Source organism: Blastococcus sp. SYSU D00695, from assembly GCF_054050555.1.
The window spans coordinates 1-14,323 of record NZ_JBJGZP010000047.1 but is presented as its reverse complement, the minus strand read 5'-3'; the positions used below and the strand labels follow the sequence as shown (position 1 = coordinate 14,323).

12 protein-coding genes are annotated in these 14,323 nt (G+C 70.3%); 6 read left to right on the top strand and 6 right to left on the bottom strand.

From position 1 onward, the window contains the following. The first annotated feature begins 154 nt into the window (after nucleotides 1-154). Nucleotides 155-568 (top strand): dihydrofolate reductase family protein, encoded by a 414-nt coding sequence (locus tag ACI781_RS18660; protein WP_456567629.1) that lies wholly within the window; start codon nucleotides 155-157, stop codon nucleotides 566-568. Here ACI781_RS18660 and ACI781_RS18655 read toward each other — a convergent pair. The 3 genes from ACI781_RS18655 to ACI781_RS18645 all read right to left on the bottom strand — a co-directional run bounded on the left by ACI781_RS18655 (nucleotide 499) and on the right by ACI781_RS18645 (nucleotide 2,918). Continuing rightward, entirely contained in the window at nucleotides 499-960 is a 462-nt protein-coding gene (locus tag ACI781_RS18655) for a cupin domain-containing protein (RefSeq protein ID WP_456567628.1), read from the bottom strand. The genes ACI781_RS18660 and ACI781_RS18655 overlap by 70 nt on opposite strands. Nucleotides 961-1,063: 103 nt before the next feature. Beyond that, nucleotides 1,064-1,996: an NADP-dependent oxidoreductase gene (locus ACI781_RS18650; RefSeq protein ID WP_456567627.1), complete on the bottom strand. Its 933-nt coding sequence runs from the start codon at nucleotides 1,994-1,996 to the stop codon at nucleotides 1,064-1,066. A gap of 67 nt (nucleotides 1,997-2,063) precedes the next feature. Beyond that, a complete protein-coding gene (locus tag ACI781_RS18645) occupies nucleotides 2,064-2,918 on the bottom strand; it encodes a helix-turn-helix domain-containing protein (protein ID WP_456567626.1) in 855 nt (284 codons plus the stop codon). Between the two features lie 360 nt (nucleotides 2,919-3,278). Between ACI781_RS18645 and ACI781_RS18640 the strand changes: the two genes are divergently transcribed. Further along, nucleotides 3,279-5,015, top strand: a complete 1,737-nt coding sequence (locus ACI781_RS18640) for a DUF429 domain-containing protein (RefSeq protein ID WP_456567625.1) — start codon at nucleotides 3,279-3,281, stop codon at nucleotides 5,013-5,015. 92 nt (nucleotides 5,016-5,107) lie between these two features. Here the strand turns inward: ACI781_RS18640 and ACI781_RS18635 are convergent, their stop codons facing one another. After that, nucleotides 5,108-5,500, bottom strand: coding sequence for a hypothetical protein (locus ACI781_RS18635; protein WP_456567624.1), 393 nt, complete (start codon nucleotides 5,498-5,500; stop codon nucleotides 5,108-5,110). A gap of 320 nt (nucleotides 5,501-5,820) precedes the next feature. On the opposite strand from ACI781_RS18635, the gene ACI781_RS18630 reads away from it, so the two are divergent. Further along, nucleotides 5,821-5,961: a Zn-dependent oxidoreductase gene (locus ACI781_RS18630; RefSeq protein WP_456567623.1), complete on the top strand. Its 141-nt coding sequence runs from the start codon at nucleotides 5,821-5,823 to the stop codon at nucleotides 5,959-5,961. Between the two features lie 1,162 nt (nucleotides 5,962-7,123). Here the strand turns inward: ACI781_RS18630 and ACI781_RS18625 are convergent. Both ACI781_RS18625 and ACI781_RS18620 read right to left on the bottom strand, forming a co-directional pair. Continuing rightward, the gene (locus tag ACI781_RS18625) at nucleotides 7,124-8,227 is read right to left on the bottom strand and encodes a hypothetical protein (protein WP_456567622.1); all 1,104 of its coding nucleotides are present in this window, start codon (nucleotides 8,225-8,227) and stop codon (nucleotides 7,124-7,126) included. A gap of 844 nt (nucleotides 8,228-9,071) precedes the next feature. Beyond that, nucleotides 9,072-10,502, bottom strand: a complete 1,431-nt coding sequence (locus ACI781_RS18620; RefSeq protein WP_456567621.1) for an AAA family ATPase — start codon at nucleotides 10,500-10,502, stop codon at nucleotides 9,072-9,074. Between the two features lie 290 nt (nucleotides 10,503-10,792). Here ACI781_RS18620 and ACI781_RS18615 point away from each other — a divergent pair, with 290 nt between their 5' ends. The 3 genes from ACI781_RS18615 (at nucleotide 10,793) to ACI781_RS18605 (ending at nucleotide 14,149) form a co-directional block, all read left to right on the top strand. Beyond that, on the top strand, nucleotides 10,793-11,764 hold the full coding sequence (locus tag ACI781_RS18615; protein ID WP_456567620.1) for a quinone oxidoreductase family protein: 972 nt from the start codon (nucleotides 10,793-10,795) through the stop codon (nucleotides 11,762-11,764). Between the two features lie 319 nt (nucleotides 11,765-12,083). Beyond that, entirely contained in the window at nucleotides 12,084-12,671 is a 588-nt protein-coding gene (locus ACI781_RS18610) for a hypothetical protein (protein ID WP_456567619.1), read from the top strand. Further along, entirely contained in the window at nucleotides 12,668-14,149 is a 1,482-nt protein-coding gene (locus tag ACI781_RS18605) for a glycosyltransferase family 2 protein (protein WP_456567618.1), read from the top strand. Before ACI781_RS18610 ends, ACI781_RS18605 begins: the two co-directional genes overlap by 4 nt. Nucleotides 14,150-14,323: the final 174 nt, after the last annotated feature.

Sequence of the window (14,323 nt, the reverse complement as noted above, 5' to 3'; positions counted from 1 at the left end):
CCGCCCCACCGCCCCCCCCCCCCCCCCCCCCCCCCCCCCCCCCCCCCCCCCCCCCCCCCCCCCCCCCCCCCCCCCCCCCCCCCCCCCCCCCCCCCCCCCCGCGGCGAGGGACTCCGGACTCCCGCGCGGGACAGACCACCGGGAGGATGGGCCGATGCGCCGACTGACCTTCGGGATGAACGTGAGCCTGGACGGCTACGTCGCCGCCCCCGACGGCGACCTCGGCTGGGGCGCGCCGAGCGACGAGCTGTTCTCCTTCTGGTCCGACCGCGTCGCCTCCACGGGCACCGCGCTGTACGGGCGCCGGCTGTGGGAGGACATGAACGCCCACTGGCCGACCGCCGACCGGCAGCCAGACCCGGACGTTCCCCGGGGGCGTTCTCCTGAGCCGGTACGAGACCCGGCGCTGAGCCGGGACGGCGGTCGAGGTCGGGTCGCGTGGACGCCGACCAGGACGCCGGGGGGTGCGGATGCGGCCGGGGTCCTGGTCGACCGCGGTCAGCGGGGCGGGCCGAGGATGGCGTTGCCGTACTTCGCCGCCACCGCCGGCCGCGGCGTGACCGTGTAGCCGGGGGGTCGCGGGGTGGCCCTGTCGCGTCCGGTCTCGCGGAACATCCCCTCGATGCCGGCCGGTGTCGTGATGATCAGCAGATCGGCCTGCTCCGAGGTGATGCGATAGGAGTGCGGCACCTGCCTGGGCAGGAAGACGATGCCGCCCTCGGTCAGTTCGCTCTCCTGGTCGTCGACCCAGACGAGGGCAGTGCCCTTGATCAGCATGAACACCTCGTCCTCGTTGCTGTGCACGTGGTACGGCGGCGCCTCGCCCCTGCTGACGTCGGAGCGCCCGACCATGAGCCGACCGTCGGTGGCCGCGCCGTCGAGCAGGATGGACAGGGTGCTCCCACCGAGCCACTCCAGCTGCTGGTGTCGTTCGGGTCGTGCGAGGTAGGCCGTGCTCACGGCTGTCTCCGTTCGTCTGGGGACTGGTCGTGTGCGGCAGGACGGCTGCCGCCCGCTCCTCAGCCGACGGAGCTGCGTGCTCCTGCCCGGCGGACGGGCCCGGTCAGGGCAGGACGACGACCTTGCCGGCGATGCCCCCGGCGGCCGCCTCGGCGTGCAGCGCGGGCAGATCCGTCAGCGGGATGCGCCGGGCGACCTCGACCTGCAGCTCGCCGCTGTCGACCAGCGACACCAGCTGGGTGAGGCGCTCACGGTCGGGCCGCACGAACACCGTCGCGGCCTTGACGCCCCGGGCCTCGTCGCCCGGGGTGGCCATGAACGCGGTGGTGCTGACGACCCTGCCACCGTCGCGGACGAGGACGACGAGCGCGGCGAACCGGTCGGGGTCGATGGGCGCGAGGTTGACCAGCACGTCCACCTGCTCGTCGACCGCGCCCAGCAGGTCGGTGGTGGTGTGGTCGACGACCTCGTCGGCACCCGCGGCCTCGACGGCGGCGCGGGAGCGCGGGCTCGCGGTCGCCACGACGTGCACGCCGGCCCGCTTGGCCAGGGCGACGGCGTACTTGCCGACCACGCCTCCGGCGCCGTTGACCAGGACGCGCTGGCCGGCGGTCAGCTGGCCCTCGTCGACGAGTGCCTGCCATGCGGTCAGCGCCACCGACGGCAGCGCCGCCGCGTCCGCCAGCGGGACGGTCGAGGGGGCCGGGACCAGGGCCTCGGCCGGGGCGATCACGTACTCCGCCGCCCCGCCGTCGCGCTCCATCGGCAGGAAACCGATCACGGCGTCCCCGACCTGCAGTCCGCCGTCGGTGCCCCCACCGAGCGCGTCGACCGTGCCCGAGACGTCGTAGCCGGGCACGTGCGGCAGCACGACCGGGATGGGGAGGAACCCGCCACGCATCCCGTTGTCGGCGGCGTTGAACGCCGAGGCCGCCACCCGCACCCGCACCTCACCGGCACCCGGGGTGGGGACCTCGACGTCCTCGTACCGCAGGACCTCGGGACCGCCGACCTCGTGGAACCGCACTGCCTTCATCGCTGGACCTGCCTTCGCTGGAAGCCGTCTGTGGGGACGTTCCCCACCGTGGCAGCTCAGCGCGCGGTCATCCTGGGCCTATCTGGCCCACCTTCACGACCGCCCGTCCGTCGGCTGCCCCGACGACCTCCTGCAGCCGGGTCGCGTCGCGGGACCCCGGGGCGGCGGTGAGCATGACGGCCGCCAGGTCGTCCCCGGGGAGCGCGATCAGGTTCCCCACGAGGGTGAGGGAGTCCCCGTCGGCCTGCACGAAGGTCGCGCTGCTCTCGTAGGCGGCCACCGGTCGGGGTGCTCGCCACAGGCCGTCGAACGTCCGGCTGCGCGCCCGCATCTCCTCCACCAGGGCGGAGAGCTGGGCATCGGCGGGGTAGCGCAGCACCGCGGCCCTCAGCTGGGCCACCAGGACCGCCTCGTGACTGGTGGCATCGGCATCGGACTGCTGGAAGGCAGCGAACGGGTGGCAGAAGGAGCGCCAGGCGACGTTCCACTCCCAGCGCTCCCCCGTGAGGTCCCAGTGGTCGAGGGCCAGGAACGCGCTGTTGACCGCGACCACGTTCATCGCCGCGTCGGTGACGAGCATCGGGGTGTCGGGGAACCGCTCCAGCAGCCGCGTGGCACCGGGGCCGAGGTCGGTCGGCACCTGCCCGTCGGCGGCGGCGTACCCGGCCAGGGCACAGAGCCGCTCGTAGTCCGCCCGGCCGACCCGCATGGCCCGCGCGATCGCGTTCACCACGCCGGCGGAGGGATGGCTGCGCCCCTGCTCCAGCCTGCGGATGTAGTCCGCGGACATGCCGGCGAGCTCGCCGAGCTCCTCCCGCCGCAGCCCGGGCACCCGTCGGCTCCCCGGGGTCAGACCGACGGCCGCCGGCGGTGTGCCCTCCCGCAACCGGCGCACCGCGGCGCCGAACTCGTGGCGTTCCACGAGCGGGAGTCTGCCCGAGCACGTGCGCGGACGGGGGCCTCGCCGGCGACTCCACCGCCCGAACGGTGACGCGCTTCCGCACGCGTCCGGCGGGGAGTCGGCGCGGGCCGGCTCGGCCCGGAGTCTCCGCGTCGACGACGACGACGGTCCCGGACGCCCGGGCGATGTCGAGGGGTGCCAGCCCGATCGACTCCGACCACCGAACGGCCTGCGCGCACTCGCGCACGGTGCGCACGAAGGCGTCGCCTGCCCTCCGGCGGAGGCGCGCGACGTCCAGGATCAGCTGCCACCCGGAGAACGGTCGGTCCCCGTCCTGCGGGAAGGACACCGACGACCGGGAGGGCAGGGCAAGCTGGCCCCGTGCACCACATCGGGATCGACCTCGCCTGGGGCCTCCGGCAGCCCACCGGTCTCGCCGTCCTGGACGACGCCGGGCGGCTGGTGCACGTCAGCGCGGTGCGCACCGACGAGCAGATCGAGACCGCGCTGGCCCCGTTCACCGCCGGCCCGTGCATCGTGGCGATCGACGCCCCGCTGGTGGTTCCCAACGCCACCGGCAACCGGGCCGCCGAGCGGGCGCTGAACGCCGACTTCGCCCGGTTCGAGGCCGGGGCGCACCCGACGAACACCGGCAAGGCCGAGTTCACCGACGGGAACACCCGCGGCGGGCGCATCGGCCGGCGCCTCCGGCTGGACCTCGACCCCCGCTCGGGCCGCGACCGCCGGGCGATCGAGGTCTACCCGCACGCGGCGACCGTGGCGCTGTTCCGGCTCGGCCGGACCCTGAAGTACAAGAACAAGCCGGGCCGCGCGCTGGAGCAGATGCGTTCGGATCTGCTGCTGCTGATCGACCTGCTGGGCGCGGTGGTCGAGCTCGACCTCGGGGCGCCGTTCGCCGCGCTGCGCCAGCAGGTGCAGGCCGCCACGCGCAAGGTCGAGCTGCGGGTGGTCGAGGACCAGGTCGACGCCGTGGTGTGCGCCTACGTGGGGTGGATCGCCGTCCGGCGCCCGCACGAGGTGACCACCTACGGCGACGCGGCCGGCGGTGCCATCGTGACCCCGACCCTGCCGCCGGACCTGCAGCCCGCCCCGCGGGAGGCCGCGCCCCCGCCCGACCCGGTGCAGCAGGCGATCCAGGCGTACGCCGACGGCCGGCCCGAGGCCCTGGTCGCCGGGGCGCGGGCGCTCGCGCTCGTCACCGAGGTGCTCGATGACGCCGGGATCAACTACCTGTCGGTGACCGGGCGGACCAAGAGCATCGCCTCGTTCGCGGAGAAGGCGGCCCGCACGGTCGACGGCGTGCCTGCCTACCCGGACCCGGCGCGGGACATCACCGACCAGATCGGCGTCCGGGTGATCACCTACGTGCAGAGCGACGTGGAGGCCGTCGCCGAGCTGCTGGCCGCCCAGGTGCGGGTGATCGACGACCGCGACATGGGCCGGCGGACCGCGCAGCAGGGCCGGTTCGGCTACTCCAGCCGGCACCTGCTGATCGGTGTGGACCCGGGCCGGGCGGCCGAGCTGCCGGAGCTGGTCGGGCGTGTGGTGCAGGTGCAGGTGCGCACGGTGCTGCAGCACGCGTGGGCCGAGTTCGAGCACGACATCCGCTACAAGGGCACCGTGCCGGACGAGCACACCTCCGAGTTCGACCGCCGGTTCACCCTGGCCGCGGGGCTGCTGGAGCTGGCCGACCAGCAGTTCACCGCGATCCGCGAGCGCCTCCGGGCACCCGTGCCCGGCGACGACGCCGACGACGCGGACCCCGACGACCCCCGGATCGCGCCCCGGGAGCTGGCTGCGTTCCTCGCCGGGCAGTACGCCGACGCCGGCTGGTCGCGCCCGGACCACTACACCTGGATCTCGGGACTGCTGCTGGAGCTGGGCGTGACCAGCCTCGTGGAGCTGGGCGAGGTGCTGCGCGGCGTGGACGACAGCGGCATCACCGCCCGGATGGACTACCGCTATCCCCCGGGTGCCGTGCGCCGGCTGGACGACACCCTGCTGGCCGGCTTCGGGCAGCGGTACGTGGACCTGCACGGCAACGCCGACCGCCGGGCCGCCCTGACGACCCGGCTGCAGCGGCTCGCCGGCGGCTGACCAGCGGGACCGGCCGGGACGACGTCCGGGCGGGTCCAGGTCGCGGCCCCACCGGCCCCGGCCCCGGGCGGCTGCACGTCGGTCGTTCGGGATCACCCGGCACGGCGCTCGGCCGGCACGCTCCGCGGACCGGCACCGCTCGGGGTCCGCGAGCGCGGGCTCCGGCGCCGGTCGTCGGCGGCGTCGCCGACCGCCCGGCACGTCGCCCGCGAGGGCCGGGGAGCGGCCGCCACTCCGGCCTCCGCGACCTCCCCGCCGCGAGCGCAGCAGTTCCGCGCCGCGTACCGGGGGAAGGAGCCGTGCGGACACCGGCCCTGGTCCGGCAGCTGGACGCGGCGCGGGTTCGACGGGTCACGCCGCCAGCCCGCCGGCAGGTCCTCGTCGATCTCCACCGGCACGGGGATGGGTGGCGTGTGCTGCCGCCCGGCGTCGTAGAGGACGAAACGGGCGGCCTCCCGGGGCCGGTGCAGCGTCGGCGCCGTCACGACGCCCACCCGGCGAGATCCGACACCCGGGGTGCGCGGCCCCGGAGAGGACAACCGTGGCGGTGCGGTCGCGTCGTCGGCATGTGTCGAACATACGTTCGATGCACAACGGTTGCCACCGGACCCGCCGCGCGGACCACGAGTGGTCCGGCCGTACCGCGTTCGTCGCCCGGGCTGCGACCGCGTCGACGGTCTCCGCTGCCGGGTGGCGGCGGGCCACCACCCGGAACGCCCTCGGCGTCGGTGCCGGAGTCCCGCTCGGCATGTCGAGGAGCGGCGCCCGGCCGCGTCCCGCCGCGCCGTCCCCTAGCGTCCTGTCCATGCGCGCAGTCCAGTTCACCGAGTTCGGCGGACCCGAGGTCCTCCAGGTCGTCGACGTGCCCGACCCCGTCCCCGGCGAGGGCCAGCAGCTGTTCGACGTCTCGACCGCCGGCGTGAACTACGCCGACACCCACCGCTGAGGAACGGCTTCGCTCGCGGTCTGCAAGTCCTGAGGCCTAGCCACGGAGTCCCGCCCGGATAGCCGACCTTGGTCGCGACAGAATCAGGCGCTACGCCCGAAGACCACCACCGCGTCAGCGTCCGACCCATCTCGAGTCAAGAGCTCTACCCAGTCGTCAGGCTTGATGTGCAAGGGATGCGCCAACGAGGGAAGGGCCTTGGTAAGGGATCGGAGGTCGACAGACGTTCGGTCCGGGCCGTAGTGGACCCAATCGCTGGCATCAGCTAAGCCCCTCGTGATCTGAGGACCTAGCCCGTCACGCTCGCTGTCTTCATGCGCTGGCACCAAACTCCACACCAACGGGGCGAACACGATGTCGCCGAACGAGAAATGGACCACGCGCTCATTCAGCACTCGCATCGACCAGACCCCGCTAGACAACACTCCTTCTCGCGGGAGTGCGGGGTGGGTTCGGCCGACGCGCAGCTTCAATTGGCCGGGCCACCGGACAGGGCCCGCGCCGCGGACGCTCTCGTAGAGCAGGTCGTGTGCGAGCTCGGGGAACAACACTCGCAAACGCGGGTTGATCGCGAACATTCCGAACAGCACGCATCTCGCAACCAGTCCGGGGGCAAACCGTACACCCGGCGCCTCGCCCGGGATTACCGCAAGCCGCATCGCGAGTGGGGTCGAAAGGCGAGCTAGCTGACTCGCGAAGTCAGCGTACGCTCGGTCATACTCGATGCCGGCCAGATTGTTGCAGCCTTCGCACAGGCCACGAACCCACATGCCGCCTTGACTCCAACGCCCCTGGCGCCGGACTCCTCCGGCGATAACGTCAGGAGCGCGAAGCACGCTCGTATCGTTCCCTGCGGCCTGTGGCGGCACGTGCGCCCTAGAAAGTCTTCGGGTATCACCACAGAGGCCGCATGGTCGGGGTGCAGTCGAGGCCAGCATGCTTCCAACAAGACTGACGTTCGCCATCTAAGCCTTCTCGCTGCCAGGGACGGGATCGTGGCGAAGTGTGATTGGGGAGGCCCTCCCCCAACGATCCGGATCGGACTTCGAATCGCGATCCGGACTCCTCGGACAGCGTCGGACGCCCCCTCGGCGGCGGCCCTTCAGGTGCTCAGGGTTCCGCTCGGCGTCCATGCGGCTGAGGCTAGGTGCCGCCTACGACATCAAACGGTTTCCGCGACGTTGAGTGATGGCCAGGTGCCGTCGGGCAGTGTGGCCATGAACCCTGCGCCGAGGCCAGCGACGTCCCATCCGGTTGGGTCTCCGCCTATGGTCTGCGCGAGCCGGACGAGGTCCGGCAAGAGCTCGACCAGTTGATCCAGCTTGCTCAGGACGGCGGTTCCATTGCGCTTGTCGCCGCCCGTCCGTTTCACGCGGTCCGCTGCGTCCTTGTCTGTCACGACCGCGTGGCAGTACGGGATCGCCTGACTCATGGCGTCGATGTCATGCAGGTCGTTGGGCTTCCAGACCCGCGCCCCGTTGCGGAAGAGAGCTGCCTTCATATCTACGGCCAAGCGCATCGAGGGGATGCAGTCGGAGAAGGCCATGAGCTTGGGCCTTCCTGACCCAGGACGGTCAGGGTCCGATCCCAAGACCCGTTCGAGGGTGAGCCGGTACTCCGCCATCAACTCGTTGAACAGGTCTAGGTACTCGTGGCAAAGCTCCCGAGCCGTGACACGGACACGTAGCTCGTCGGCGTTAACCGGGTCGTCTCTAAGCATGCCGACCAAGAGCTCCTCCCAGGCGAGTCGGCTCGCATGGCCTTCCTCGGTGGCCTCGGGCCGGTAACCATTGGCCCGTAGGGCCTTAACCTCGTCGTCGGCGGGCCCCGCGATGAGCATCGTCTCGGCCAACTGGGACAACTCCCGGCGCAGCTTGCCAACGCCAGGCAGCGCCGCTTCGGTGGTCTCCAGGCCAGTCGCCTTGTCCATGACCCGCATGAAGCCCTGCCGGCCTAAGAAGGCCCAGCTCACTCCGAGCCCGAGGGCTTCTGGCGCGCGAGGCTTGAAGGTGGGCCGACCGAAGGTCTCGTGCATGGCGTTCAGCATCTGGTGACGGATGAGGACCTGGCCGCCGCGTAGCGTCCGGAAGAACGAGATGGACGCCATAACCCGGGCGAGGTCTTGGCGTTGCTTGGGCTTCTTGATGCTCGACGTCTCGATGTAGTGGGTTCTTGAGAGCGGGAAGGCGACGCCGGCAGCGGCCGCTTCCCGTAGGGCGTCCAGCACCTCTGCGTCGCCGGGCGCCCGAGGCTTGCCTTCCACCACGCTCGCCAGTCGCACCCAGACCCACTGGTCCAGGTAGACCGATGGGCGGCTGGTGTGAAGATCACCGGGGGGCACAGCGCCAAGGCTAGGCCGGCCTACTGACTCCCTCACCAGAGTTTTTGAGGCTCGGCGCGCAGAGGTGGCGAACCGAACTCGCCCGCCTGCAGACCCCAACCGGACGATCATGGCCAGAACAGGCTCGCAGCAGTGGACGCTAGATGAGGCCAACTGCTTCCGTGGCGCCATGACTGCCCACTTCATCCTGATGGTCCAGAGCGCTCAGGAACTAACGTGGCCTAGGTGCCTGCTCGCCAACTGCCCAGATCGATCATGGAGCGCCCCCCTTCACAACATCCAGCAGCACTTCGCGGCCTTACATCCGCTGACGCGACGGAAGGTTGGATAGGCGAGACTTTCCGACTCCCGTACTAGTTGAGGCAACCCACTCCGCCCCATAGGGAATAACGTCACGGCGACTCGCCTTACGTCGTCAGCGAAAAGAGAACCTCCGGGTGTCCGGAGAATCGCTACACAGGAGAGGTCAGACGGCAGGAACTCCAACATCAGTGGACGCAGTCTCAGCAATTGCGTTTGCGACCTCAGCAATCACGGGCACTCGGAGGAGAGGACTGGCAGTGACACCGACCGAGCGCTGAGGGCCGCCGAGCTGCTGGACGATCGTCTTCAATCGCTTCAACGTCTTCTTTCCGTGCCTGTAGCGAGCAGGGTCAGCATCGAAGGCCGCCGCGCTCGCAAAGACAATACCCGCCGCGCTCTCCCGTTCACCACCTTCCCGCCGAGCCCGGTTTGCAGCTTCGATCCGTTGATTGCCACATATCTCGATTTACTTGTCCCGCATATCTCGCGTCGCTTGGTCCAGGATGCTCGCGACATCAGGGCCCGAAAGATGCGGGTAACACTCCTGCAGATACCCAACATCGAGGAAGTGGCTTTCCACGTCGGTGCCATGCGTCAGGAAAGGATGCAAGCCCTGTTCCCTAAGCACCTCTTCATACCTCACAGCTTCCACGTCCGTGAGGTAGTCACGATCACGATGAACGATGACAACTGTACCTGGTGCGATATCCATGATAAACCGACCTAGAACACTCGCAGCAGACAGGTTGCTGGATCCGGCATATGACCAGATCTGGTAGTCGTCCTCCTGCAGACCGGAAGAGAGAAGAAGCGTTCGGAGACCCTCCGTCTCAGTATCCTCCGTCAGAACGACAACAGGGGTGGAGCCGTGGCGGAGCCGATCGCCCGCGTCCAAAGCGCCCAAGTCCAGCAGAGCACTAACCTGGTCAAACTCGCCGTCTTGCCGCTTACCGTCACTAATCCAATGAACAGTCGCTCCGAGCCGCCCGAACTCGTCAAGCATGTGCCTCGAGTGAGTAGATAGCAGGACTTGCGTTTCCGTCTCGTCGACCAGCAGTCTCAGTAGACGCGCCAGCTTCCGCTGATTGTCCGGGTGTAGATGCGAATCCGGCTCGTCAAGGATTAGGAGCTTCGGGCCGTACACCCCAACATACGACAACACCTGCAACGCCTGAAGGACACCGGTACCAGCAGAATCGATCGGGAGCCAGTATTCTTCACCTCTATTTACTTCAGCTCGGATGTACTCGTCGGTGGCATCGTCGAATTGCAACCTCAAGGCGACGTCAGGAAATATTTCCGCAAGCCGAGTCTCTAGAATAGCCCATTGATCCGGGTCCCTTCGCAAAGTCCAAAGGACGTTACGAAACACGCTGTTAGCGTCGCCCCGCGCCGCGGCCCTGCGAACCACTCCCGGCGACTTGAACTCCTCGACCGACGGTATACCGGCCAGACCGGGGGCAACCACGCTATAGGGATTGGTTAGATCCTCAAGCTCTCGCCCCAAATTCTCACCAGACACCCGCACAGAGATATTTCGATTCTTACCACGGATCACCGAGATGATAGTTTCATTCGCCGAGTCATCCCGCAGTTCCACGCCGATCGCGTATGCCGAATCCTGCCGAAGCCTTCCCCCCATCGCGAGCGCGTCAAGGGCTCGCAGAGGGGTGTAAATCAACTGCTGCGCCGAAAGAGTCCCACTTCGAGCGCCGCGCGACCAAGCGGATACGTTCTCAACCTGCAGGCTCTGACAGATGGAAGTCGCAAACTGGATAGCCTGCAATAGGCTGCTCTTTCCGGCATTATTAGGTCCAACGAGGACTGTTATCTTTCCCAGCGGAACGGAGACGTCTCCAAGTGACTTAAACCGCTTGATACGAACTTCGGAAAGCAAGACTTCTCCTAGTTGCTACGCCTTTGGAGCAAACCCGAGGGGCGAGCGGAGTTGAGCTTCAGGGTCTTCCCACATCGCTCACGCACGCCGATCACGACCTGCCGCAAGCTACACAGCGAGGGCGACAGTCCCATGAACCGGCCGCCGTCGCGTTTCCCGGGCCGCAAGAGGCCGGCCGCCATCGGTCGCGAATCCGACACATAGAGCCTTGAAGGCGGCCGCTGATGACACCGCCTTGCAACCGGTCCGTCCCGGGAGCGACCGTAGAGGCAAGCCCTAACCTAGCCAGCATGCGCGCTGTCCAGATCACCGAGTTCGGCGGACCCGAGGTCCTCCAGGTCGTCGACGTGCCCGACCCCGTCCCCGGCGAGGGCCAGCAGCTGTTCGACGTCTCGACCGCCGGCGTGAACTACGCCGACACCCACCAGGCCGAGAACTCCTACCTGGCGCCGCAGGCGCTGCCGCTCGTGCCCGGCGCCGAGTTCGTCGGCACGCCCGCCGGCGGCGGGCCGCGGGTGGTCGGCCTGCTCGACGGCGGCGGGTACGCGGAGAGGGCGGTCGCCGACCCGCGGCTGACCTGGCCGGTGCCCGACGGTGTCAGTGACGAGCAGGCCCTGTCCGTCGTCCTGCAGGGCGCGACCGCCTGGCACCTGCTGCGCACCAGCGCGCACCTGGCCGCCGGCGAGACCGTCGTCGTCATCGCCGGGGCCGGCGGCGTCGGCACGCTGGCGATCCAGCTGGCGAAGCGCTGGGGTGCCGGCCGCGTGATCGCGACCGCGTCCAGCCCGGAGAAGCGGGCGTTGACCGAGGAGCTCGGCGCCGACGCGTCGGTCGACCCGGCGCTGGCCGACGGCGACCCGAGGGCGTTCACCGCCGCCCTGCGCGAGGCCAACGGCGGCCGGCCGGTCGACGTGGTGCTGGAGATGACCGGCGGCGAGGTGTTCACCGGCGCCCTGTCCGCGCTCGCGCCGTTCGGCCGGCTGGTCACCTACGGCATGGCCGCCCGCCAGGAGACCGCCGCGGTGCCGCCCGGCGCGCTGATGCAGCGCAGCCGCGCCGTCGTCGGCTTCTGGCTCGCGCACTGCATGGCCCGGCCGCAGATGATGGACGACGCCATGTCCGACCTGCTGCGCCTCGTCGCCGACGGTGACCTGCGCCCGGTGATCGGCGGCCGCTACCCGCTGTCGGCCGTCCGCGAGGCCCACCAGGACCTGCGTGCCCGGCGCACCACCGGCAAGCTCGTGCTCGACCCCCGGCGCTGACCGCGACCGCGGCCGGTACCCCTCCGGTGCCGGCCGCGAGACCCGGCGTGGCGGCGGTCTCACCCGGCCGGTGGACCTGCCCCGCCTGATCGGGTGGAGACCGCCCCACTCCGGGCCCGCCGTCCCTACGGTCTGTCGCGGCCGCAGTTGGGGGACAGCGCCACCACCTCCCGTGTCTGCGGCTCCTGATCGAGCACGGGGGGAATTCGTGTCACGACGCACGCCCGGGTCCGGGCGCCTACGGCCACATGCCGTGGGGCTGGGACTCGCACTCGCACTCTCGGCCGGCATCTCCGGCTGTTCCTGGCCCGACGTCAGCATGAGCCCGGACGTGTCCGGCCGCGCCGAGGCCGGCACTCCCGACGAGGCTCCCGACGAGGCCGCCGACGACGCCGCCGGGTCGGACGCCGGCGCCCGCGCCGCGGCCACCACCGCCGCCGCGGCCGCCACCAGCACCGCCCCGGCCCGCCCCGCGGGCGCCCTGGACAGCGGGTCGGTCACGCACGCCCTGGCCGCCGGGGCCCGCACCGTCGTCATCGACTACTGGACCACCGACCAGGCCACCACCTGGACGGCGGACGGCGAGAAGAACGTCCAGCTGTCCGCGCACGTCGAGGGCGGCACCGACGAGGACGTCGAGGTCCTGGTGACCCGTTTCGTCGTCACCGCCGACGACGGCACCACCCGCACCGTCGCCGTCGAGGACCGCGGCGAGTTCGCGCTCATGCCGCCGTTCAGCTACAGCTCCGCCCTCACCGTGCCCCCGTCCGCCGCCACGGCCGACGCGGTCACCCTCTCCGTCCAGTTCGACCTGCTCGTCGAGACCGAGCCGGGCTCGCAGCGCTACTACCGCCAGACCGTGCTCGACGCCCTCGAGCTGCCGCTCCTGCAGGAGGACCCCCAGTGACCGAGCTCGTCGTCCACGGCATGCGTCGGGCCACCGACCGCGTCACCCTGCTCGCCCGCGGCGACCAGACCGTCCCCGACATCTCCTCGCTGGTGCCGGCCGAGTTCGGGGGCGCCGCCGCCGAGGAGCAGCGCCGCACGGCCACGATCAGCTGCATCATCCCGGCCTACAACGAGGAGTCGACGATCGCCGACGTCCTCACCTCGCTGCTGGCGCAGACCCGGCCGCCGGACGCCATCCACGTCATCATCAACAACACCGACGACGACACCCCGGAGATCGCCGCCCAGTTCGCCGGCGAGCACTTCCGGGTCGTCAAGGGCGAGGCCTACCACACCGTCGTGCACGTCCACGACATCGGCGAGAACCCGGACAAGAAGGTCGGGGCGCTGAACTTCGGCTACTACGTGAGCCGCGGCTACGACTACATCCTGGGCGTCGACGGCGACACCACCCTGGACCGGCGCTGCGTGGAGTGGCTGGAGAAGGAGATGGTCACCGACCCGCGCATCGGCGGGCTCTCGGCGATCTACACCTTCGACAAGACCAAGGTGCGCGGCGCCATGGCGAAGTACCTCGTCGCCGGGCAGCGCGCCCAGTTCGCCGGCTTCAACATGGACAACCTCGTGCGCGGCCGGAACATGGCGGTGCTCGGCGGCCAGTGCAGCCTGTTCAGCGTCCGCGCGCTGGAGGCGGTCATGTACCGCTACCGCCAGTCCGCGCCGTGGGTGCGCGACTCCGAGGTCGAGGACTCCAAGCTCTCGCTGCAGATCAAGGACGCCGGATTCAACACCAAGATCAGCGCCCGGGCGCGCGCGTTCGTGGGCCCGATGACCACCCTGCGCGCCCTGCACGGGCAGCAGGTCAAGTGGAACTTCGGCGGCATCGACCTGCTGTGGCCGGGTCAGCGCGGGGACACCAAGGGCCAGCCCATGCACCCCAACCTGCGGCTGCGCTGGTACGAGAACATCTCGATGCTGTTCAACATCGGCACGCGCATGTCGTTCCTGCTGCTTCTGGCGGCGGCGCTGTCGATCGACGCGTTCGTGTTCAACCCGGTGTGGCTGATCCCGCCGGTGGTGGCCACGCTGCTGAACCTGCGGATCGCCCTGTCGATGCACGACAAGAGCGCCACCGACCTGCTCTACGCCTTCCTGTTCGTCCCGGCCGAGTTCTACATGTGGATCCGGATGGGGCACTTCATGACCGCGTGGGTGCAGTTCCTCTCCCGCTCGGAGAAGGACAACTGGGCCGCGCAGGCGGCGGCGGAGAAGGGCCGCGGGTCGGCGTACGTCATGCCGGCGGTGTGCGCGATCGCCACGTTCCTGGTGCTCATCTACGCCTGGAGCCAGCAGAGCGTCGGCGTCCAGTCGGCGATCCTGTCGATCGGCTGGCCGGTGCTGTACCTGGTCACCGTCCTGCAGACGCTGTTCATGATCAAGAAGCTGTTCCGCCGCCAGCGGGGCTTCACGGTCTGAGGAACGACCCCTCGCCCCCTCCCCTCGCACGCTCGGGGCGGGGCCCTGCGAGGGGGCCGACGGAGTGGGGGGGGGGGGGGGGGGGGGGGGGGGGGGGGGGGGGGGGGGGGGGGGGGGGGGGGGGGGGGGGGGGGGGGGGGGGGGGGGGGGGGGGGGGGGGCGCGGCGGGCGGGG

Coding starts and splice junctions, on each gene's coding strand:
- ACI781_RS18650 (WP_456567627.1), bottom strand. CDS start 1,996: ATGAAGGCAGTGCGGTTCCACGAGGTCGGCGGTCCCGAGGTCCTGCGG.
- ACI781_RS18610 (WP_456567619.1), top strand. CDS start 12,084: ATGAGCCCGGACGTGTCCGGCCGCGCCGAGGCCGGCACTCCCGACGAG.
- ACI781_RS18660 (WP_456567629.1), top strand. CDS start 155: ATGCGCCGACTGACCTTCGGGATGAACGTGAGCCTGGACGGCTACGTC.
- ACI781_RS18630 (WP_456567623.1), top strand. CDS start 5,821: ATGCGCGCAGTCCAGTTCACCGAGTTCGGCGGACCCGAGGTCCTCCAG.
- ACI781_RS18615 (WP_456567620.1), top strand. CDS start 10,793: ATGCGCGCTGTCCAGATCACCGAGTTCGGCGGACCCGAGGTCCTCCAG.